Source organism: Mesorhizobium sp. L2C066B000 (genome assembly GCF_000502335.1).
In the GTDB taxonomy this organism is placed as follows: Bacteria; Pseudomonadota; Alphaproteobacteria; order Rhizobiales; family Rhizobiaceae; genus Mesorhizobium.
Genome location: NZ_AYWZ01000007.1, coordinates 17,106 through 36,731, shown reverse-complemented (window position 1 = coordinate 36,731; position 19,626 = coordinate 17,106). Strand labels below are relative to the sequence as shown.

Genomic DNA, 19,626 nt, shown 5'->3' with positions numbered 1-19,626 from the left:
TTCGCTTACCGTCTCTTTTGGCCGTTTTTCAACGCCGCCCTGCTAGAACTGCCTCTAGGCAGGGAGTTAAAAACAATGCGAACGCTTCTGTGCGGCGCGGCCCTTTTGGCCGTCATCGCCGCGCCGGCCATGGCCGAGACGCGCTATGACCGCAAGCTCGAACAGGCGGTGGCAGGCATCGTCGCCCGCAAGATGGGCGATATCAGGGGCGCTTTTTCCTACAAGCAGGTGCCGCAGCTTGTCGTCGTGCCGGACGCACCAGTCGTTGCTGTCGAGCGCCCGCGCAAGCAGGCTTCAGATGACGGAAGCGACGGCCTGATGCCGGCCGTTGAACGGCAGGTCTCACGGACGATCTTCTAAAACCACATATCGCGCACGCAGCGCCCATCGCGCGGCAGGTCGTCATAAGTGTCCAGCCCGTCGAAATGGTCGATCGGCAGGTCGGCGACCGCCTCAGGCGGTGCCAGCCTGACATTGACGGCGATACGCGTGCGGCCGCTGTCGCTGCGGCGCAAACCGCGCCAGGCAAGCACACAGGCACATGTCGGGCAAAACAGGATTTCCAGCGACGGCGTCTCCTTGCCGGCGCGGGTGTAGGACTGCACAGGCCCCGCAAGCCGGATACGCTCGTCGACAAAGTCATAGGCCCAGAGCGTGCCATAGCGGCGGCAAAGCGTGCAATTGCAGGCCGTGATCGGGCCGGGATCGCCTTCCAGCGTCCAGTGGGCGGCGCCGCAATGGCAGGTTCCCGTCAGCATTCGTCTTCCTCCGCATTGCCTGAGCCTCTACATCTTGCCGGACTGGCTGCGCTATTCAACCGGGCGGACTGGCTTGCGGCCCGGGTCTCGACGTCCTCCCATGCCAATGTCCTTGCCTTCGCGGCCGGCTTTCGCCATGAAGGCCGATGAACTCCCCTCTGCCAGCCAGCACACGCCAGCGGCTCGACGAAATGCTCGTCCAGCGCGGCCTGTTTGCGAGCCGCTCGCGCGCCCGCGACGCGGTCGAGCGCGGCACCGTGATGGTCGACGGCGTGGTCGCCCGCAAGCCCGGCCAGACGGTTCTGCCGCGCTGTCTCATCGTCATCGACGACCCGGCGCAGGGTTATGTCTCACGCGCGGCGCTGAAGCTGATCGCCGGGCTCGACCATTTCAGTCTCGATCCCGCGGGCAGTGAAGCTCTCGATATCGGCGCCTCGACAGGCGGCTTCACCCAGGTGCTGCTCGAACGCGGCGCGGCCCATGTCACGGCCATCGATGTCGGCCACGGCCAGATGCATCCCGACATTGCGGGCGACCCGCGCGTGACGGTTATCGAGGGCCTCAACGCTCGCGCGCTCGCGGCTGCCGATCTCGGCGGCCGTATCCCCGATTTCATCGTCTCCGATGTAAGCTTCATCTCGTTGAAACTGGCGATGCCACCGGCGTTGGCATTGGCACGGGACGGCGCTCGTGCGGTGTTTCTGGTCAAGCCGCAATTCGAGGCCGGCCGCGAGGCGATCGGCAAGGGCGGTCTTTTGAAAGACCCTTATGACGCCGCCCGTGTGGCCGGCTTGCTGCAGGAATGGCTCGAAGGCGTCCCTGGCTGGCGTACATTGGGCTTGCACATGTCGCCGATCGAAGGCGGGGACGGCAACCGCGAATTCCTGCTTGCCGGGATCAAGGATGCCGGGACCAAGGATGCCGGGACCAAGGACCGATGAGCACGGGCTTCACCATCAAGAGACTGGGTTCGCAGGGCGACGGCGTCGCCGAGACGGAAACCGGCGAGCTGTTCATTCCCTTCACCCTGCCCGGCGAGACCGTCACCGCCGCGCGCGAGAGGGATCGCGCCATGCTGATGGCGGTATTGGAGACGTCGCCGCTGCGTATCGATCCGGCCTGCCGGCATTTCACCGAATGTGGCGGCTGCGCCGTCCAGCATCTGCAAGCCGACGCTTACCAGCAATGGAAACGCGACAAGGTCGTGCATGCCTTGAAAGGCATTGCCGGCGACATCGGCGCCCTGGTGCCGTGTGCGCCACACACACGCCGCCGCGTCGTGCTTGCCGCCAGGCGCGCCGACACAGGCATGCTGCTTGGCTTCCATCGCCATCTGTCGCCGGAAATCATCCCCATCGAGGAATGTCCGATCTCGCTGCCGGAGATCGTTGCCGCGCTCGATCGCTTGAGGTCGGTCGCCGACCTGGTTTGCGCCACCACCAAATCGTTCCGGATGGCGGTCACTGTGACGGGCTCGGGGCTTGACGTCGCTGTCTATGAGTCGGGCAAGCTGGGCGAGAACCAGCGCCGGGTCGCCTCCAACTTCATCATGGCCAATGGCTTTGCCCGGCTTTCGATCGACGACGAGATTGTCATCGAGCCGAAAAAGCCGGTGGTCATGTTCGGCACCGTCGCTGTCGCCATACCGCCTGGCGCCTTCCTGCAGGCAACGCAAGCCGCCGAACAGACGATGGCCGATCTCGTTGGCGGACATCTGAAGCGTGCCAGGAAAGTCGCGGATCTTTTCGCCGGCTGCGGCAGCTTTGCGCTTCGGCTGGCGGCCAAATCCGAAGTCCACGCGGTCGAAGGCGACGCGGCAGCCCTTTCGGCGCTCGACCGCGGATCGCGCTTCGCCACCGGCCTGAAGCGGGTAACCGGCGAACGCCGCGACCTGTTCCGGCGGCCGCTGACGTTCAAGGAGCTGAATGCTTTCGATGGCGTCGTCTTCGACCCGCCGCGCGCCGGCGCCGAGGACCAGTCGAAGCAGATCGCCCGCTCGGATGTGCCGTTCGTCGCCGCCGTCTCCTGCAATCCGGTGACGCTGGCACGAGACCTGCGCATCCTGATTGACGGCGGCTACATCTTGAAGAGCGTCACGCCCATCGACCAGTTCCTGTGGTCGCCGCATGTCGAGGCCGTGGCGCTGCTGGAGAAGCCGAAACGGCGACGTTAATCCGCCGATTTTCACAAGGCCGTGCTTGAGTTTGCCGCCCCCCGCAAGACGTAGCCGGCTGGCAAACTAGCCTTCGCGAACGCTTTCGTACCCGGCCGCTTGTGCGGCCTTGATGAACTTACGGTCGAAGGACACAAATGCTGAGCAGTGCGAGGACTTGCCCAGATGGAGCGCATCGGCGAAATCCATTCCCGTCTCGGCTAGATCGACCGCGGAAGAGACCATCGCAGCATCCTCTATCTCGACAGTGGGAAGCCCGCCGAACACCCGCAGTGCATTGACGATCGAGGCCTGATCATAACCATAGCCGCTGCGCAGCACCCACTCAGCCTCCAGGATCACCGTGACGGCGACGAAAACGGGCTGACCGTCGATCAGCCGCCGGGCTCGCGGGGACTGCTCGGGATCGTCGTTCGTCAGATACCTGACGACAACGTTGGTATCAATCGCGAGCATGGCGCCGCCGTGCTTCAGCAAGGACGGCCGCGTCCATCTCCTCCAAGGTCTTCGGTCTGCCACTGTGCGGCAGGACACCAAAGACATCTTCTGGTCGTGTCGGGGCAAAGGCAGGCGCCGGTCTCAAAAGTACACCGTCCGGTGTGTCTTCGACCTGCAGGCGCGTGCCCGCGCCCCAGTCCCTCCGTTTGCGGATAGCGCTGGGCAGGATGACTTGTCCCTTGGTCGAGACGGTCGTTATAAGCTTTTCTATTGCACCCATTGCGGTATTACCCTTGTGTAAGACAAAGGTAAGATATCCCTGTGAGGGGAACTATTCAAGCCCGCCGACGTCTCCTCGCTCAAACCCTGGTGCCGCCGACCGTCATCTGGTTCATCCTGAGATGCGGCTGGCCGACGCCGACCGGCACGCCTTGTCCGGCCTTGCCGCACATGCCGATGCCGGTGTCGAGTTTCATGTCGTTGCCGATCATCGACACACGGTGCATGGCGTCCGGTCCGTTGCCGATCAGCATGGCGCCCTTGATCGGCTGCGTCACCTTGCCGTTTTCGATCATGTAGGCCTCGGTGCAGCCGAACACGAACTTGCCTGAGGTGATGTCGACCTGGCCGCCGCCGAAGGATACGGCATAGATGCCGTTCTTGACCGAGGCGATGATCTCGTCCGGCTCCATGTCGCCCGCCGTCATATAGGTGTTGGTCATGCGCGGCATCGGCTGGTGCGCATAGCCTTCGCGCCGGCCGTTTCCCGTGGCTTTCATGCCCATCAGCCGGGCGTTCTGGCGGTCCTGCATGTAGCCGACAAGCTTGCCGTCCTCGATCAGCACATTGCGGGCCGAAGGCGTGCCTTCATCGTCGACGGTCAGCGAACCCCGCCGCTCCGGCATGGTGCCGTCATCGACCACGGTAACGCCCTTGGCGGCGACCTGCTGGCCGAGCAGGCCGGCAAAGGCGGAGGTCTTCTTGCGGTTGAAGTCGCCCTCCAGCCCATGGCCGACGGCTTCGTGCAGCATCACGCCTGGCCAGCCGCTGGACAAAACGATGTCGAACGTTCCGGCCGGCGCGGGAATGGCTTCGAGATTGACCAGCGCCTGCCTGAGCGCCTCCCTGGCCGCATGCTTCCAGGCGTCCTCGACCAGGAACTCGCCGAACGCCTTGCGCCCGCCCATGCCATAGGAGCCGCTTTCCTGGCGGTCGCCGTCGCCGACGACGACGGAAACGTTGATGCGGACCAGCGGGCGGATGTCGCGCACGATCTGGCCGTCGGCGCGCACGATCTCGACATGCTGCCAGGACGCCGCGAGCGAGGCCGTCACCTGGCACGCGCGGGTCCTCGGCGCGCAGCCATGCGTCGATTTCCTGCAACAGCTTGGCCTTGACCTCGAAGGAGGGCGAGGGGATCGGGTTCTCCTCGCCATAGAGATGGCGGTTGGTGCGCGCGGGTGCCGCGGCAAGCGTGCCGGAATAGCCGCCCCTGACTGTCGAGACGGCGTCGGCGGCGCGCAGCAGCGACGCCTCCGAAAGATCGCTGGAATGAGCGTAGCCGCTGGCCTCGCCGGCCACGGCGCGCAGGCCAAAACCCTGGTCGGTGTTGAAATTGGCGGTCTTCAGCCTGCCATTGTCGAACATCAGCGCTTCGCTCTCGCTGTATTCGAGGAACAGTTCGCCGTCGTCGGCGCCGTTCAGTGTGTCGGCGACGATCCGCTTGATGCGATCATCTGAAATGTCGAATTGGCCGGTCAGGCTGTTCATGGCAGGTCCGCTCACAGGAGGAATGGTGTTGCCACGATGTAGGCGCGAAGACGCGCCTGCACAATCCGCAATGACGATCCGCAGCAGGTAGGAGCGGGTAGCCCCGCCCCTGAACATGACATCCATCTTGAAGTTCGACCCGTCACCCGAAAAGGCCTTCACCCAGCGATATTTCTTGTTCCATTCATTGGCCTGGTCGGCCGTGAAGGGGTCGGTATAGCCCGAGGAGAACTGGATCGACTTGCACTTCTCATGGTTTTCGCAGCCATAGAAGTAGATGACATATTTCATGCCCTGAAGCCGGCCCGAGACCATCGGATCGCCCCGTCGTCCTTGTCCATCTTGGCCGAGCCATAGCCTTTCGCAAGCTCGAAAATGACGGCCGGATCGGGCGCCGTGATGATTTCGGAATCCTCGGCAAAGGCGACGGAAGCGGCGCCGGTCAGGATTAGACCGGTCGACAAAAGCAAAGAACAAGCACGCATGATGACCCCCACAGCCAAAGATCAAACCCGTGGGAATTGTGAGGAAAGACGGTTTCGCAAGCATCAAGCTCAGGGCAGGGCGGCAAAACCGTCGGCGAAGCCCTTGAGGTCGACGGGGATGCCGATGCCTTCTTCCGGCGTCTGGAAGACGATGAAGGTGGCCGACGTCCCGGTCTTCAGCGTATCGAGCAGCGGCTTTTCGAGAATGACCTCGGCATAGCAGCCGTCCTGGAAGCAGCGCACGAAATAGGCGCGGCCGATATCCTTGCCGTCGACATTGAGGCCCAGGCCATTGGGCAGCAGAACGCCGAGCGGGGCCAGCACGCGCAGGATCTCGGCCTTGTTGTCGGCGGTGCGCAGGACGACGACGGACAGTCCCATTTCCGGGCGATCCTCGGCAACGACGTTCTGCATCATCACGCATTGTTCCGAGGTGGCGCCGGCCGGCGTGTCGCAGATGATCGACCACGCGCCATGCGTTGACTTGACCGTGCCGCTGGGCTGCGCTGCATTGGCGACGCCGGTTGCGGACGAGCCGATACCGATCAGGGCGGCGAGAAAAACGACCTTCGCCCCGCTTCTCGAAAGCCAAGCGCTTTTCGAATGCCAGGCGCTCTTCGAATGCCAGGCGTTTCTCGAAAGCCAAGAGGTCATGACGGCTCCATTGCGAATCACGGCACTTTAAGCCGCGCCAAGGCCAAGTAAAGGATAGGGCGACCGCCGGTCAGCCCCGGCTGGCGCAATAATGCGCTTTTCCCTAGCAAATTCGCCCGAATTGCGACCGTCGGGCGCATTCCGGACACAAGCCCGCATAGCCTGTCTGTCGACGACCCGCGCGGGCCACGAGGCCGTCGAAACAGCGCGGCAGCACTTGCGCGCAAAAATGCCGCACGGTTTCGCCCGCTCCTTTCTTGCGGAGGGAAATAGAGTATGGTTTGAACCACCCTTGGGACTGTCCGGGATTCCCATCCCGGCATTGTTCGATATTCTTGCGTCGCGATCGCGAGGAACCGGGAGATGAAGAGGGCGATGAGAAAATTCCCAGCAAGCGCCAAATTGATGGCAACGGCAGGCGCCGCCGCCGCATTTTTCGCCGGTGCCTCCGCCCATGCGGCCCAGCCGCAGCCGTGGGAGATGACTTTTCAGCCGCCGGCGACAGACATGATGCGGCAGATCGAGTGGTTCGGGAACTACACGATGTGGTTCGTCGTCCCGATCACTGCTTTGGTTCTGGCGCTTCTCGCCTGGTGCATCTTCAGGTTCCGCGCCAGCAAAAACCCGGTTCCGTCCAAGACCAGCCACAACACGCTGATCGAGATCATCTGGACAGTCGGGCCGGTCGTCGTCCTGCTGTTCATCGCCATTCCCTCGTTCCAGTTGCTGACGGCGCAGTACACGCCGCCGGAAGAGGCCAAGCTGACCGTCAAGGTAACGGGCAATCAGTGGAACTGGGACTATGAGTACCAGACCGAGAACACGCTCTCCTTCAACTCGGCCATCCTGCAGGACGCCGACCGAGCCGCGATCGGCAAGGAAGACCGCAAGGTCTATCCGCGCCTGCTGGCGGTCGACAACGAGCTGGTCGTGCCGGTCAACACCATGACGCGCGTCCTGGTTACCGCAGCCGACGTGATCCATTCTTTTGCCGTTCCGGCCTTCGGCATCAAGATGGACGCGGTTCCCGGCCGCACCAACGAGACGTGGTTCAAGGCGGAAAAGGAAGGCATCTATTACGGCCAGTGCTCGCAGCTCTGCGGCAAGGACCATGCCTTCATGCCGATCGCCGTCCGCGTCGTATCCGATGCGCAGTACAAGACCTGGCTGGCAGCAGCCAAGACCGACCTCCCCGGCGCCAACAAGGCGCTGATGGCCGAGGTCGACGGTACCAACAAGGTAGCGGCCGCCGGCAATTGATGCCGCGGGTTAGCAAGAATTAGGGAACGGAGCCGACCATGGCAGAAGCTGCAGCTCACGACGACCACGACCACAAGCCCTATCATGGCTGGGTCCGGTGGGTGTACTCCACCAACCACAAGGACATCGGCACGCTCTACCTGATCTTCGCGATCTTCGCGGGCATCGTCGGCGGCGCGCTTTCGGTCGTCATCCGCATGGAGCTGCAGGAGCCGGGCATCCAGATCTTCACCGGTCTGGCGCAGATGGTCTATGGCATGAACGGCGATGCCGCCATCGACGGCGGCAAGAGCATGTACAACGCCTTCGGCACCGCGCACGCGCTGATCATGATCTTCTTCATGGTCATGCCGGCGCTGATCGGCGGCTTCGCCAACTGGATGGTGCCGATCATGATCGGCGCGCCTGACATGGCCTTCCCGCGCATGAACAACATCTCGTTCTGGCTGCTGCCGCCGGCCTTCCTGCTGCTCATCGCTTCGGCTTTCATGCCGAGCGCGCCCGGCGCCTATGGCGTTGGCGGCGGCTGGACGCTCTATCCGCCGCTGTCGACCTCCGGCCAGCCCGGGCCGGCCATGGATCTGGCGATCCTGTCGATCCACATTGCCGGCGCGTCCTCGATCCTCGGCGCCATCAACTTCATCACCACCATTTTCAACATGCGCGCGCCGGGCATGACGCTGCACAAAATGCCGCTATTTGCCTGGTCGGTTCTGATCACCGCCTTCCTGCTGCTCTTGTCGCTTCCGGTTCTGGCCGGTGGCATCACCATGCTGCTTACCGACCGCAATTTCGGCACCACCTTCTTCGCCCCGGATGGCGGCGGCGATCCGATCCTGTTCCAGCATCTGTTCTGGTTCTTTGGTCACCCCGAAGTGTACATCCTGATCCTGCCGGGCTTCGGCATCATCAGCCACATCGTCTCGACCTTCTCGAAGAAGCCGGTGTTCGGCTATCTCGGCATGGCCTACGCCATGGTCGCGATCGGCGCCGTCGGCTTCATCGTCTGGGCGCACCACATGTACACGACCGGCCTGTCGCTCGACACGCAGCGCTACTTCGTCTTCGCCACCATGGTCATCGCCGTGCCGACAGGCGTGAAGATCTTCTCCTGGATCGCGACGATGTGGGGCGGCTCGATCTCGTTCAAGACGCCGATGCTGTGGGCGCTGGGCTTCATCTTCCTGTTCACGGTCGGCGGCGTCACCGGCGTCCAGCTCGCCAATGCCGGCCTCGACCGCTCGCTGCATGACACCTATTTCGTCATTGCCCACTTCCACTATGTGCTGTCGCTGGGTGCGGTCTTCGCCATCTTCGCCGGCTGGTACTACTGGTTCCCCAAGATGACCGGCTACATGTACTCGCCGGTGATCGCCAACACCCACTTCTGGGTCACCTTCGTCGGCGTCAATTTGATCTTCTTCCCGCAGCATTTCCTCGGCCTCGCCGGCATGCCGCGCCGCACCATCGATTATCCCGACGCGTTCGCCGGCTGGAACATGGTGTCGTCCTACGGCTCCTATATATCGGCCGTCGGCGTGGTGATCTTCCTCTATGGCGTGTTCGAGGCCTTCCAGAAGAAGCGCGTCGCCGGCGCCAACCCGTGGGGCGAGGGTGCAACGACGCTCGAATGGCAGCTGCCTTCGCCGCCGCCCTTCCACCAGTGGGAACAGCTGCCGAAAATCAAGTAAGGCAGCCCGAATACGAAGCCGCCGGCCCGCTGGCGGTTTTCGGCCAACGGAATGATTGGACTTATGTACGCATGGCCCTTGTCGACGACCCAATGATTGACGAAGCGGGCTTTCGCATGTCGGAAGCCACGTCGGGCGATTTCTTCGCCCTGCTGAAGCCGCGCGTCATGTCGCTGGTGGTGTTCACGGCCTTTGTCGGCATGGTCGCTGCGCCCGTGACCATCAACCCGTTGCTGGCGGTGATCGCCATCCTGGCCATTGCCATCGGCGCCGGCGCCTCTGGTGCGCTCAACATGTGGTACGACGCCGACATCGACGCGGTGATGAGCCGGACCGCCGGCCGCCCGGTACCGTCCGGCCGCATCCTGCCCGGCGAAGCCCTGAGCTTCGGCCTTGTGCTTTCGGTGCTGTCGGTGATGACGCTGGGCGTGCTGGTCAACTGGCTGTCGGCGGCGTTGCTTGCCTTCACCATCTTCTTCTACGCCGTCGTCTACACGATGTGGCTGAAGCGCTCGACGCCGCAGAACATCGTCATCGGCGGCGCCGCCGGCGCCATCCCGCCGGTCATCGGCTGGGCCGCGGTGACCGGAACGGTGAGCCTGGAAAGCCTCGTCCTGTTCCTGATCATCTTCCTGTGGACGCCGCCGCACTTCTGGGCGCTGGCGCTGTTCAAGTCCGACGACTACGCCAAGGCTGGCATCCCGATGATGCCGAACGTTGCCGGCCAGGCCTCGACCCGCCGCCAGATCTTTGCCTACGCCCTGATCCTGGCGCCGATCGGCGTGCTGCCCTGGTTGCTCGGTTTCACCACCGCCTTCTATGGCGTCGCATCAGTGGCTCTCGGCGCCGGCTTCGTCTGGTATGCCTGGAAAGTGCTGTGCATGACCGATAGCGACCGCGTCATGAAGCCGGCCAAGGCTCTGTTCGCCTATTCGCTGCTCTACCTCTTCGCCATCTTCGCCATCTATCTTGCCGACTGTGTCGTCGGTCGCGCTTTGGCCATCGGTGGAGCATGACCATGATCGACAAGAAGCTTGAACTGGTCACGCTGACCGAAAGCCAGAAGAAGGCGCGGCGCAACCGTTCGGCGGCGATCGGCGTCGCGCTGGCGATTCTGGTCGTCATCTTCTACGTCGCGACCATCGTGAAATTCGGCCATACCGGATGAGGCCGATGATGACCCGCCAGACCGTGACCGATCCCAGGAAGAAGAACACCAACCGCGTCGTCGCCGCCGTCTGCGTCGCCTTTTTCGGCGGCATGATCGGGATGGCCTACGCCGCGGTGCCGCTCTACAAGATGTTCTGCCAGGCCACCGGCTATGGCGGCACGACGCAGCGCGCCGAAAAGCAATATGCCGGCCGCATCCTCGACCGCGACATCACCGTGCGCTTCGACGCCAACACCAACGGCATTCCCTGGCAGTTCCAGCCGGTCGCCCGCTCGGTCACCATCAAGATCGGCGAGACCACGCAGGCGCATTACAGCGCCACCAACAAGTTCGACCGCGCCGTTACCGGCCGCGCCACCTTCAACGTGCAGCCGGAACTGGCGGGCCCCTACTTCAACAAGGTCGAGTGTTTCTGCTTCACCGACACGACGCTGAAGCCCGGCGAGACGCTGGACATGCCGGTCGTGTTCTATGTGGATCCCGATATCGTCAACGTGCCGGAACTGAAGGACTTGAAGACGATCACCCTGTCCTACACCATGTTCCCGGTCCAAAAGAACAAGCCGGTGGCGTCATCGACGCCGAACAGCAGCAGCAAAGTTTCAGATACCGAAGCAAATCTCGGGGGTTGATATGGCAGACGCGCACGCAAAACCACAACACGACTACCATCTCGTCAACCCGAGCCCGTGGCCCTTCCTGGGGTCGATCGGCGCGCTGGTGACTGCAGTCGGCGGCGTCGCCCTGATGCAGTATCTCAAGAACGGCGATTTTCCGATTTTCGGCCACAACATCGCCAATCCATGGCTGTTCTTCATCGGCCTGGTCATCGTCCTCTACACGATGTTTGCCTGGTGGTCGGACACCATCAAGGAAGCGCATGAGGGCCACCACACGCGCGTCGTGTCGCTGCATCTGCGCTACGGCATGATCATGTTCATCGCTTCGGAAGTGATGTTCTTCGTTGCCTGGTTCTGGGCCTATTTCGATGCCAGCCTGTTTCCGAGCGAAGTGCAGAATTACGCCCGCACCGCTTTCACTGGCGGCGTCTGGCCGCCGAAGGGTCTCGAAGTCCTCGATCCGTTCCATCTGCCGCTCTACAACACCATCATCCTGCTTCTGTCGGGCACCACGGTGACATGGGCGCACCATTCGCTCATCCATGGCGACCGCAAGGGCCTGATCAACGGCCTGGTGCTGACCGTCGGCCTCGGCATGCTGTTCACCATGGTGCAGGCCTACGAGTACATGCACGCTCCGTTCGGCTTCAAGGATTCCATCTACGGCGCCACCTTCTTCATGGCGACCGGCTTCCATGGCTTCCACGTCATCATCGGCACCATCTTCCTGCTGGTCTGCCTGATCCGCGCCTGGAAAGGCGACTTCACGCCCAAGCAGCATTTCGGCTTCGAGGCGGCTGCCTGGTACTGGCACTTCGTCGACGTGGTCTGGCTGTTCCTGTTCGCATCGATCTACGTCTGGGGATCGGTCGGCGCGGTGATCGAAGGCCACTGACGGCTTTCACCGAACCGACAAATCAGAAGGGCGGTCGCGGCAACGCGGTCGCCTTTCTTCTTTTCGGCGCCCATCAATGGCCAACGGATTCGGCTGGTCGGGCTGGCTGCTTCAATTGGTCGACTGGACCGATGGCTGCATTGGGGTTACCGACTGCGACATGGACGAAATCTGGACTATGGTGCCGGATGGAACGCTGATCGAAATCGAGCCGTAAAGCATGACTATCCATGAGTGAAGATAGGGCGATCTGGCCACCCATCGAGCCGATCTCGGCCGGCCTGCACGGACGCTGCCCGCGCTGCGGCGAAGGACGGCTGTTTTCCGGCTTCCTCACCGTCGGCAAGCGCTGCAACAATTGCGGCCTCGACTATTCCTACGCCGATGCCGGCGACGGCCCGGCGGTGTTCGTCATCCTGATCATCGGCTTCATCGTCGTTGGGCTGGCGCTGTGGGTGGAGGTGAAGCTGAGCCCGCCGCTGTGGCTGCATTTCATCATCTGGATACCGCTGGCCGTGGCGCTGTGCCTGACGGCGCTGAGGCTGATCAAGGGGGTGCTGCTGACGCTTCAATACGCCAACAAGGCGGCCGAAGGCCGCCTGGACCAGGGGCAATGAACGAGGCGCTGACGAAGCCCGCCGGCCGCTCGCGGCCGAAGACGGCATTGCTGCTCGGCCTCGGCCTGGTGGTGTTCGTCATCCTGCTCGGGCTTGGCACATGGCAGGTGCAGCGCCTGTACTGGAAGGAAGCCCTTCTGCAGACCATCGACCAGCGCACCCATTCAGCGCCGCAGCCGCTGGCGGACGTCGAGAAGGAATTCGCTGCCACCGGTGATGTCGACTACACGCCGGTCACCGTCAGCGGGACGTTCCTGCACTCCGGCGAGCGGCATTTCTACGCCACATGGGAGGGCGACGCCGGCTTCAACGTCTATACCCCGCTGGCCCTCGACGATGGCCGCTATGTCCTGATCAACCGCGGCTTCGTTCCCTATGATCTCAAGGATGCCGCCAAGCGCCCGCAAGGGCAGGTGACCGGCAAGGTCACGGTCACCGGCCTGGCGCGCAACCCGCTGCCGGCCAAGCCGTCGATGATGCTGCCCGACAATGACGTGGCCAAGAACATCTTCTATTGGAAGGACCGCGATGCCATGGCGGCGAGTGCCGGCCTGCCGGCGCGTGCCGTGCTGGTGCCGATCTTCATCGACGCCGACAAGACGCCGAACCCGGGCGGGCTGCCGGTCGGCGGCGTCACCATCATCGACCTGCCGAACTCTCATCTGCAATATGCCTTCACCTGGTTTGGCCTGGCGGCGGCTCTTGCCGCGGTTCTGATCGTCAGGCTGCGCCGTCCGGCAAAGACTGAATGATCCAGAGCATGATCCCGAAAACTGGGAACCGGTTTTTCGGACAAGATCATGCTCCAACAAAGAGTTGGATCAGGTTGACCATTCAACCTGATCTCAACTGCCCTTGACAGGGCAGGGGTGCACACCTCATTTCGCGTCACGATACGATCAACCGATCTGGAATCATGCTGCAGACCGCCACAAAACCACCGCTGACGATCCGGCTCTGCCAGCCGCGCGGCTTTTGCGCCGGCGTCGACCGCGCGATCCAGATTGTCGTGCTGGCGTTGAAGAAATACGGCGCGCCGGTTTATGTCCGCCACGAGATCGTTCACAACCGCTATGTCGTCGAAGGCCTGCAAAGCCTTGGCGCGGTTTTCATCGAGGAACTCTCGGAAATCCCGGCCGAGCACCGCAAGTCGCCGGTTGTCTTCTCGGCCCACGGCGTGCCGAAATCGGTGCCGGCCGACGCCAAGGCACGCGAGCTCTTCTATCTCGACGCCACCTGCCCGCTGGTGTCCAAGGTGCACAAGCAGGCGATGCGCCATCAGCGGCTCGGCCGCCATGTGCTTTTGATCGGCCATGCCGGCCATCCCGAAGTGATCGGCACCATGGGCCAGCTGACGGAAGGCGCCGTCACGCTGATCGAGACCGAAGCCGACGCTGGGACCTTTGCCCCCGCCGACCCGGAAGCGCTCGGCTTCGTAAGCCAGACAACGTTGTCGGTCGAAGACACTGCCGGCATATTGCGGGTGCTGCAGGAGCGCTTCCCGCAACTGCATGCACCGGCCGCCGAATCGATCTGCTACGCCACCACCAACCGCCAGGAAGCGGTCAAGGAAACCGCCGCCGGCGCCGATCTCTATCTGATCGTCGGTGCGCCCAATTCCTCCAATTCGCGCCGTCTTGTCGAAGTGGCGGAGCGCGCCGGCGCCACCATGTCGCTTCTCGTACAGCGCGCCGCCGAAATTCCGTGGAATGACTTCACAAACATCTCGACGCTCGGCCTGTCTGCCGGCGCGTCGGCGCCGGAGATCATCGTCGACGAGATCATCGACGCCTTCCGCCAGCGCTTCGAGGTGACCATCGACCTGGCGATCACGGCCACCGAAACGGAGGATTTTCCAGTCATGCGGGTTCTGCGCGATGTCGAACTGACGCGGGCCGACATGGCCTTCGTCAACGGAGCCGCGTGAAGAGCCCATGGCGGTCTACACCGACGTCAATGAGGGCGAACTCGGCGCGTTCCTGAGGGCATATCCTGTCGGCGAACTCTTGTCCTACAAGGGTATCGCCGAAGGCACGGAGAATTCGAATTTCCTGCTGCACACCTCAAGCGGCTCTTACATACTGACGCTCTACGAGAAGCGCGTCGACAAGGCCGACCTGCCGTTCTTCCTCGGCCTGATGGGCCATCTCGCCCGCAAAGGCATTTCCTGCCCGCTGCCGGTGACCGCGCATGACGGCACCGTCATCGGCACGCTGGCCGGCCGTCCCGCGGTCATCATCACCTTCCTCGAAGGCCTGTCGCTGCGGCGGCCGACAGCGGCGCATTGCGCCGAGGTCGGCAAGGCGCTCGCCGCCCTGCATTTGGCCGGGCAGGATTTTGCGATGACGCGTGACAACGCACTGGCCATCGAGGGCTGGCGCAAATTGTGGAACGCCTCGCGCGACCGAGCCGACGAGGTCGAGCCGGGACTGGCGGCCGAGGTCGACGCTGATTTCGCCGACTTCGGACGCCATTGGCCGCAGGGCCTGCCGACAGGCATCATCCATGCCGATCTGTTTCCCGACAATGTCTTCTTCCTCGGCGAAAGACTGTCCGGCCTCATCGACTTCTATTTCGCCTGCAACGACCTCTACGCCTATGACGTCGCCACCTGCCTCAATGCTTGGTGTTTCGAGAAGGATTTCTCCTTCAACCTGACCAAAGGCACGGCGCTGCTGGCCGGCTATCAGAGCGTGCGGCCTTTGAGCGATGGCGAGAAAGCAGCGCTGCCGATGCTTTCGCGCGGCTCGGCGCTGCGCTTTATGCTGACTCGGCTCTATGACTGGCTGACCGTTCCCGACGGCGGGCTGGTCATGAAGCGCGATCCGACCGAATATATCCGCCGCATGCGCTTCCACCGCGCGATCAGGTCGCCTTCGGAATACGGACTGACATGACCAAGCAGGTTGAAATCTTCACCGACGGCGCCTGCTCGGGCAATCCCGGTCCCGGCGGCTGGGGCGCCATCCTGCGCTTCAACGGCAAGACCAGGGAATTGTCGGGCGGCGAGGCCGAGACGACCAATAACCGTATGGAGCTGCTGGCCGCCATCTCGGCGCTGAATGCGCTGAAGGAGCCGTGCGCCGTCGAGCTTCACACCGACAGCAAATATGTCATGGACGGTATCTCCAAATGGATCCACGGCTGGAAGAAAAACGGCTGGAAGACCGCCGACAAGAAGCCGGTCAAGAACGGTGAACTGTGGCAGGCGCTGGATGAGGCCAATGGGCGCCACAAGGTGACCTGGAACTGGGTCAAGGGCCATGCCGGCCACACCGAGAACGAACGCGCCGACGAACTCGCAAGGGAAGGTATGGCGCCGTTCAAGAGGGGCTCAGCCAAACCTGCGGCGCCGAAAGTGGCGCTGAAGCCGGCGGCATCCGAGAAGCAGCCGGCGCCACGGGCACGGCGCTCGACCCAAAGCTATTGAGCTCAAGCTATCGGCAAGGGGATCTCACTCATGCCGATCGTATACTACATCACCCATCCCCAGGTTCAGATCGATGCCAACGTTCCCGTGCCGCACTGGGGGCTGTCCGAGATCGGACGAGCGCGAGCATCAGCCATGCTCGATCAGCCATGGGTCGGATCGATCCGCCGTGTCGTCTCGTCGGCCGAGCGCAAGGCGATCGAAACCGCCGAGATCCTTGGCAAACACCTCGGCCTCGCGGTCGAGGTGAAGGAGCGCATGCATGAGAACGATCGGTCGGCAACCGGCTTCCTGCCGCCGCCGGAGTTCGAGGCGGTCGCCGACCAGTTCTTCGCCAATCCGCACAAAAGCATTCGCGGCTGGGAACGGGCCATCGACGCCCAGCAACGCATTGTCAGCGAGGTCGAAACGGTGCTGGGTGCTGCCGACGGCGGCGACATTGCCTTCGTCGGCCATGGCGGCGTCGGAACATTGCTGCTGCTCTCGCTCAGCGGCCGCGCAATCAGCCGCGCGGCGGACCAGCCGACCGGCGGTGGTAATTACTTCGCCTATGATGTCGGCACGCGCCGCGTCGTCCACGGATGGCGGCCGATAGACAGTCTGGCGCCGCGCTAAAGCGGATATCAGGAGATCATCGATACCGTAGCCGCGATGAAGCCGCGCGCGACCAACAGATAGAACCCGTCCTCAGCGGATCAGCAGGGCCGTGCCGTAGAGGCCGAGCGCGAACACCGTGTGCGAGATCACGTTGAAGGCGCGGATCTGCATCGCGTTGGGGCGCTTTGAGGCAGCCCAGCCGCCGCCCATGCCGGGCGCCAGCAGGAACCAGCCGGCGCCGATGGTGACCATGCCGAGGATGAAGGCCGGCAGGAAGGTCGGCGCGTCCAACCATGCCGTGCCCACCAGCGCCACCAGGATTAAGCCGTAGACGATGCCGGTGACATAGTGGAAAGCCCAGCCCAGCGCCTGCTCATGCGCATAGGGTGCGGCTTGGGCGATATCGTCGTGGAAAACCTTGCCTTCCCTAAGGTGCCAGACCCAGCGGCCGGGCGGCCCCCAGTTCGGCCGCGGCTGACTGAGCGCCAGATGCAGGAACAGCGCCCAAAGATCCATCAGCACCGTGGCGCCGATGCCGATCGCAATGCTGCGCCAGATGATGTCAAACATCGTCGATNCATCGTCGATGTCCCCCAAAGCAGGCAATCCGGCTGGAAGCGCGTGGTCGTCAGGCCATGGCGTTCATGAGCCGAGGCGGCCGCCGCGGTTTAGAGCTGGCTCAGAATGTGAGCGGCACCCGACGTGTCGACTCCTGGCTTGGTCTCGACGTTGAGCGCGGTGACCTTGCCGTTGTCGACGATCATCGAGAAGCGCTTCGAGCGCAATCCCATGCCGCCGCTGGAATAGTCGGAGTCGAGGCCGATCGACCTGGCGAAGTCGCCATTGCCGTCGGCGAGATAGAGGATCTTGCCTTGACCGCCGGTGAAATTGGCCCAGGCGCCCATGACATGGACATCGTTGACGGACACGACGGCGATGGTGTCGACGCCGCGGGCCAGGATGGCATCGTGGTTCTCGAGATAGCCCGGCAGATGATTGTTGCTGCAGGTCGGCGTGAAGGCGCCTGGAACGCCGAACAGCACGACCTTCTTGCCCGCGAAAATCTCGGCCGAGGTGATCACCTTGGCGCCGTCGGCGGTCATTTCCTTGAAGGCCGCATCGGGCAGTTTGTCGCCAACGGCAATCGTCATGATGGTCCTCGTGTGAAAAGCAGGGAAGGTTTCTTGCGATAGCGAAATCGGGCATCTCCCGCAACCGCCGACAAGGCCTGGATCAAGGGAAAGCCCGGATCGGGTTCGGTATCAGGGGAACGGCAGAACGCCCTCGACCGCGCCTTCGGCACTTGTCAGGGTGTAATACAACCCGCCATCGGTCGGTGTCGTCGACGGCCGGTCGAGGATCGGAATGGTAAATACCAGCCGGCCGTCCTTTTCGCTGCGTGCAGGCGCCCCGAACATATAATCGCGTCCCCCGGCGACGAATAAATCCGCCGCCTCCGGATCTCCGGGAAAAGTCGCCTCGACCATCAGCGTCTCATGGTCGCCCGGCAGCACCTTGATCCCGAAATCGGGCTTGGCAGGCGCGGGCAAGGTGGCGAGTGCAGCCTTCACCAGCGCCGCATCCTCGGCATTGTCGGGATCGGCGGCGGGATCGACGCTCAGCCGCGTCTGCACCGGAATACAGATCGTCTCGCAGATGCCAAGAAAGATGTCGGCATCGATGACGGCCGCATCCCCAGGCGACGACAAAGTGAATGTCACCGGCAGCGAGACCGGATGGTTGTAGCCGGCCCATTTGCCGTAGCCGTCGTCATGGCGCTGCGGCGGCGGGAAGGAAAACGCCGCATCGGTGATGTTGGTGCTGGCCGAAACGTCGATCTGCGGCGGCACGCCGGCGTCGCCCGGATCGCGCCAATAAGTTTTCCAGCCGGGCTTGAGCGCGATGTCGAGCACGCCCTGTATGCGACCGGCCTCGTCGGCCTTGCCTGTTGTCACCAGCCGCACCTTGCCGCCTTCGCTGTTGTACCATTCCGACGAGGAGGCGGCGGCGGGCAGGACTGCTCCGCATCCGATAGCAATACCGAGCAGCAGGATTTTCAAGCTTTGCATGGCGTTGATTTGATCGTCAGTTCATGGCCGCGCAATGTTTTCATGGCGCTCTGCGTATCATATTTGCGTGACCTTCGGGCAAGGAACAGTTGGCTTCAAGCAATCGGCCGAGTGAAGTTCGCAGTCAAGATTCCGTTGTTCCAACCGTTGGGCTTTGGCCGAATCGCACGCGGCGCATCTTTTCGGCGTCCCGGAAACGCGTTACGCTCCCGTCCATGGACTTGTTGCGCCACAAAAAGACAGCCGGTGGACGCGGCTTTCTTGACGACCAGTTTCTGATTGCCATGCCCGGCATGAAGGACGATCGCTTCACGCGCTCGGTCATCTACATCTGTGCGCACAGCGATGAAGGCGCCATGGGCCTGATCATCAACCAGACGCAACAGATGCTGTTTCCCGATCTTCTGGTGCAGCTCGGCATCATGAACGAGCAGGAGGCGATCAGGCTGCCGGCGCAGGCCCGCGACTTCGTCGTGCGCAATGGCGGCCCGGTGGACCGCAGCCGCGGCTTCGTCCTGCACTCGGGCGACTACCGGGTGGAATCCTCGCTCACCGTCTCCGACGATATCTGCCTGACCGCGACGGTCGACATATTGCGCGCCATCTCGTCCGGCCGCGGCCCGCGGCGCGCGTTGATGGCGCTCGGCTATTCCGGCTGGGGCGCCGGCCAGCTGGAAACCGAGATCGCCGAGAATGGCTGGCTGACCTGTCCGGCCACGCCGGAGCTGCTGTTCGACGCCGACATCGAGCGGAAGTACGACCGCATCCTGGCATCGATCGGGATTGATCTGGCGCATTTGAGCCTGGCCGCGGGGCACGCCTGAGGCCTCGCCTTCGCCGACGTTCCGCCGAACCTTCGCGACTAGCCGAAGCCGCCCGCCACTTTCGCCATCCTAAGGTCTGCGCCGCGTCGCTGCGCTCCTTGCTTCGCCCCAGGATGACGAAGGCGCGGTCGCTTCAGGGGTTCATTCCAATGTGACCACGCGCCTGCACGACGC

The 19,626-nt window shown here is 63.1% G+C and carries 24 protein-coding genes and 2 pseudogenes; 17 read left to right on the top strand and 9 right to left on the bottom strand.

The window, feature by feature from the left end; translation table 11 throughout:
• The first annotated feature begins 75 nt into the window (after positions 1-75).
• Positions 76-360, top strand: a complete 285-nt coding sequence (locus X733_RS149410) for a hypothetical protein (protein ID WP_023668429.1) — start codon at positions 76-78, stop codon at positions 358-360.
• Here the strand turns inward: X733_RS149410 and X733_RS149415 are convergent.
• Positions 357-758, bottom strand: a complete 402-nt coding sequence (locus tag X733_RS149415) for a GFA family protein (protein WP_023687142.1) — start codon at positions 756-758, stop codon at positions 357-359. The two genes, X733_RS149410 and X733_RS149415, sit on opposite strands and share 4 nt — an antisense overlap.
• A gap of 146 nt (positions 759-904) precedes the next feature.
• On the opposite strand from X733_RS149415, the gene X733_RS149420 reads away from it, so the two are divergent.
• Positions 905-1,699, top strand: a complete 795-nt coding sequence (locus X733_RS149420) for a TlyA family RNA methyltransferase (RefSeq protein WP_023818965.1) — start codon at positions 905-907, stop codon at positions 1,697-1,699.
• Positions 1,696-2,931, top strand: coding sequence for a class I SAM-dependent RNA methyltransferase (locus X733_RS149425; RefSeq protein ID WP_023668426.1), 1,236 nt, complete (start codon positions 1,696-1,698; stop codon positions 2,929-2,931). The genes X733_RS149420 and X733_RS149425 overlap by 4 nt, the downstream gene beginning before the upstream one ends.
• 66 nt (positions 2,932-2,997) lie before the next feature.
• On the opposite strand, the gene X733_RS149430 is transcribed toward X733_RS149425, so the two are convergent.
• From X733_RS149430 to X733_RS149440, 5 genes and pseudogenes are all read right to left on the bottom strand, one after another.
• Entirely contained in the window at positions 2,998-3,387 is a 390-nt protein-coding gene (locus tag X733_RS149430; protein WP_023687145.1) for a type II toxin-antitoxin system VapC family toxin, read from the bottom strand.
• Positions 3,374-3,649, bottom strand: coding sequence for an AbrB/MazE/SpoVT family DNA-binding domain-containing protein (locus X733_RS1000000168165; RefSeq protein ID WP_081725433.1), 276 nt, complete (start codon positions 3,647-3,649; stop codon positions 3,374-3,376). Before X733_RS1000000168165 ends, X733_RS149430 begins: the two co-directional genes overlap by 14 nt.
• A 79-nt stretch (positions 3,650-3,728) precedes the next feature.
• A pseudogene (tldD, locus tag X733_RS01000000166285) lies at positions 3,729-5,139 on the bottom strand (metalloprotease TldD).
• A gap of 287 nt (positions 5,140-5,426) precedes the next feature.
• Positions 5,427-5,624: a hypothetical protein gene (locus X733_RS1000000170860; protein ID WP_023687147.1), complete on the bottom strand. Its 198-nt coding sequence runs from the start codon at positions 5,622-5,624 to the stop codon at positions 5,427-5,429.
• A gap of 69 nt (positions 5,625-5,693) precedes the next feature.
• Positions 5,694-6,278 (bottom strand): invasion associated locus B family protein, encoded by a 585-nt coding sequence (locus X733_RS149440; RefSeq protein WP_023668422.1) that lies wholly within the window; start codon positions 6,276-6,278, stop codon positions 5,694-5,696.
• Between the two features lie 375 nt (positions 6,279-6,653).
• Here X733_RS149440 and coxB point away from each other — a divergent pair, with 375 nt between their 5' ends.
• The 13 genes and pseudogenes from coxB (at position 6,654) to X733_RS149500 (ending at position 16,577) form a co-directional block, all read left to right on the top strand.
• Positions 6,654-7,538: a cytochrome c oxidase subunit II gene (gene coxB / locus X733_RS149445; protein ID WP_023687148.1), complete on the top strand. Its 885-nt coding sequence runs from the start codon at positions 6,654-6,656 to the stop codon at positions 7,536-7,538.
• A 38-nt stretch (positions 7,539-7,576) separates the two neighbouring features.
• Positions 7,577-9,229 carry a cytochrome c oxidase subunit I gene (ctaD, locus tag X733_RS149450; protein ID WP_023668420.1) on the top strand — a complete coding sequence of 551 codons (1,653 nt, stop codon included), beginning with the start codon at positions 7,577-7,579 and terminating at the stop codon, positions 9,227-9,229.
• 71 nt (positions 9,230-9,300) lie between these two features.
• Positions 9,301-10,245 carry a heme o synthase gene (locus X733_RS149455; protein WP_023735579.1) on the top strand — a complete coding sequence of 315 codons (945 nt, stop codon included), beginning with the start codon at positions 9,301-9,303 and terminating at the stop codon, positions 10,243-10,245.
• Positions 10,246-10,247: 2 nt separating this feature from the next.
• Positions 10,248-10,397, top strand: coding sequence for a hypothetical protein (locus X733_RS149460; protein ID WP_023698516.1), 150 nt, complete (start codon positions 10,248-10,250; stop codon positions 10,395-10,397).
• 8 nt (positions 10,398-10,405) lie between these two features.
• Positions 10,406-11,032, top strand: a complete 627-nt coding sequence (locus X733_RS149465) for a cytochrome c oxidase assembly protein (protein ID WP_023727487.1) — start codon at positions 10,406-10,408, stop codon at positions 11,030-11,032.
• 1 nt (position 11,033) lies between these two features.
• A complete protein-coding gene (locus X733_RS149470) occupies positions 11,034-11,915 on the top strand; it encodes a cytochrome c oxidase subunit 3 (protein ID WP_023668416.1) in 882 nt (293 codons plus the stop codon).
• Between the two features lie 82 nt (positions 11,916-11,997).
• A pseudogene (locus X733_RS1000000168155) lies at positions 11,998-12,132 on the top strand (L,D-transpeptidase family protein); the annotation flags it as partial.
• Between the two features lie 13 nt (positions 12,133-12,145).
• Positions 12,146-12,532, top strand: a complete 387-nt coding sequence (locus X733_RS149475; protein WP_023740707.1) for a DUF983 domain-containing protein — start codon at positions 12,146-12,148, stop codon at positions 12,530-12,532.
• Entirely contained in the window at positions 12,529-13,284 is a 756-nt protein-coding gene (locus X733_RS149480) for an SURF1 family protein (protein WP_023740708.1), read from the top strand. Before X733_RS149475 ends, X733_RS149480 begins: the two co-directional genes overlap by 4 nt.
• A 164-nt stretch (positions 13,285-13,448) precedes the next feature.
• Positions 13,449-14,459, top strand: a complete 1,011-nt coding sequence (ispH, locus tag X733_RS149485; protein ID WP_023732092.1) for a 4-hydroxy-3-methylbut-2-enyl diphosphate reductase — start codon at positions 13,449-13,451, stop codon at positions 14,457-14,459.
• Between the two features lie 7 nt (positions 14,460-14,466).
• A complete protein-coding gene (locus tag X733_RS149490; RefSeq protein WP_023818962.1) occupies positions 14,467-15,429 on the top strand; it encodes a homoserine kinase in 963 nt (320 codons plus the stop codon).
• The gene (gene rnhA / locus X733_RS149495) at positions 15,426-15,962 is read left to right on the top strand and encodes a ribonuclease HI (RefSeq protein WP_023818961.1); all 537 of its coding nucleotides are present in this window, start codon (positions 15,426-15,428) and stop codon (positions 15,960-15,962) included. Before X733_RS149490 ends, rnhA begins: the two co-directional genes overlap by 4 nt.
• A 30-nt stretch (positions 15,963-15,992) precedes the next feature.
• Entirely contained in the window at positions 15,993-16,577 is a 585-nt protein-coding gene (locus X733_RS149500; protein ID WP_023818960.1) for a histidine phosphatase family protein, read from the top strand.
• Positions 16,578-16,649: 72 nt separating this feature from the next.
• Here X733_RS149500 and X733_RS149505 read toward each other — a convergent pair whose 3' ends face one another.
• From X733_RS149505 to X733_RS149515, 3 genes are all read right to left on the bottom strand, one after another.
• Complete coding sequence (locus tag X733_RS149505; protein ID WP_031193408.1) at positions 16,650-17,129, bottom strand: DUF2938 domain-containing protein; 480 nt, start codon at positions 17,127-17,129, stop codon at positions 16,650-16,652.
• 98 nt (positions 17,130-17,227) lie between these two features.
• Positions 17,228-17,710 carry a peroxiredoxin gene (locus X733_RS149510; protein ID WP_023818958.1) on the bottom strand — a complete coding sequence of 161 codons (483 nt, stop codon included), beginning with the start codon at positions 17,708-17,710 and terminating at the stop codon, positions 17,228-17,230.
• Positions 17,711-17,821: 111 nt separating this feature from the next.
• Positions 17,822-18,628 (bottom strand): protein-disulfide reductase DsbD domain-containing protein, encoded by an 807-nt coding sequence (locus X733_RS149515; RefSeq protein ID WP_023706670.1) that lies wholly within the window; start codon positions 18,626-18,628, stop codon positions 17,822-17,824.
• A gap of 215 nt (positions 18,629-18,843) precedes the next feature.
• On the opposite strand from X733_RS149515, the gene X733_RS149520 reads away from it, so the two are divergent.
• Complete coding sequence (locus tag X733_RS149520) at positions 18,844-19,452, top strand: YqgE/AlgH family protein (protein WP_023668405.1); 609 nt, start codon at positions 18,844-18,846, stop codon at positions 19,450-19,452.
• Positions 19,453-19,626: the final 174 nt, after the last annotated feature.

Coding starts and splice junctions, on each gene's coding strand:
- X733_RS149410 (WP_023668429.1), top strand. CDS start 76: ATGCGAACGCTTCTGTGCGGCGCGGCCCTTTTGGCCGTCATCGCCGCG.
- X733_RS149415 (WP_023687142.1), bottom strand. CDS start 758: ATGCTGACGGGAACCTGCCATTGCGGCGCCGCCCACTGGACGCTGGAA.
- X733_RS149420 (WP_023818965.1), top strand. CDS start 905: ATGAACTCCCCTCTGCCAGCCAGCACACGCCAGCGGCTCGACGAAATG.
- X733_RS149425 (WP_023668426.1), top strand. CDS start 1,696: ATGAGCACGGGCTTCACCATCAAGAGACTGGGTTCGCAGGGCGACGGC.
- X733_RS149430 (WP_023687145.1), bottom strand. CDS start 3,387: ATGCTCGCGATTGATACCAACGTTGTCGTCAGGTATCTGACGAACGAC.
- X733_RS1000000168165 (WP_081725433.1), bottom strand. CDS start 3,649: ATGGGTGCAATAGAAAAGCTTATAACGACCGTCTCGACCAAGGGACAA.
- X733_RS1000000170860 (WP_023687147.1), bottom strand. CDS start 5,624: ATGCGTGCTTGTTCTTTGCTTTTGTCGACCGGTCTAATCCTGACCGGC.
- X733_RS149440 (WP_023668422.1), bottom strand. CDS start 6,278: ATGACCTCTTGGCTTTCGAGAAACGCCTGGCATTCGAAGAGCGCCTGG.
- coxB (WP_023687148.1), top strand. CDS start 6,654: ATGAGAAAATTCCCAGCAAGCGCCAAATTGATGGCAACGGCAGGCGCC.
- ctaD (WP_023668420.1), top strand. CDS start 7,577: ATGGCAGAAGCTGCAGCTCACGACGACCACGACCACAAGCCCTATCAT.
- X733_RS149455 (WP_023735579.1), top strand. CDS start 9,301: ATGGCCCTTGTCGACGACCCAATGATTGACGAAGCGGGCTTTCGCATG.
- X733_RS149460 (WP_023698516.1), top strand. CDS start 10,248: ATGATCGACAAGAAGCTTGAACTGGTCACGCTGACCGAAAGCCAGAAG.
- X733_RS149465 (WP_023727487.1), top strand. CDS start 10,406: ATGACCCGCCAGACCGTGACCGATCCCAGGAAGAAGAACACCAACCGC.
- X733_RS149470 (WP_023668416.1), top strand. CDS start 11,034: ATGGCAGACGCGCACGCAAAACCACAACACGACTACCATCTCGTCAAC.
- X733_RS149475 (WP_023740707.1), top strand. CDS start 12,146: ATGAGTGAAGATAGGGCGATCTGGCCACCCATCGAGCCGATCTCGGCC.
- X733_RS149480 (WP_023740708.1), top strand. CDS start 12,529: ATGAACGAGGCGCTGACGAAGCCCGCCGGCCGCTCGCGGCCGAAGACG.
- ispH (WP_023732092.1), top strand. CDS start 13,449: ATGCTGCAGACCGCCACAAAACCACCGCTGACGATCCGGCTCTGCCAG.
- X733_RS149490 (WP_023818962.1), top strand. CDS start 14,467: ATGGCGGTCTACACCGACGTCAATGAGGGCGAACTCGGCGCGTTCCTG.
- rnhA (WP_023818961.1), top strand. CDS start 15,426: ATGACCAAGCAGGTTGAAATCTTCACCGACGGCGCCTGCTCGGGCAAT.
- X733_RS149500 (WP_023818960.1), top strand. CDS start 15,993: ATGCCGATCGTATACTACATCACCCATCCCCAGGTTCAGATCGATGCC.
- X733_RS149505 (WP_031193408.1), bottom strand. CDS start 17,129: ATGTTTGACATCATCTGGCGCAGCATTGCGATCGGCATCGGCGCCACG.
- X733_RS149510 (WP_023818958.1), bottom strand. CDS start 17,710: ATGACGATTGCCGTTGGCGACAAACTGCCCGATGCGGCCTTCAAGGAA.
- X733_RS149515 (WP_023706670.1), bottom strand. CDS start 18,628: ATGCAAAGCTTGAAAATCCTGCTGCTCGGTATTGCTATCGGATGCGGA.
- X733_RS149520 (WP_023668405.1), top strand. CDS start 18,844: ATGGACTTGTTGCGCCACAAAAAGACAGCCGGTGGACGCGGCTTTCTT.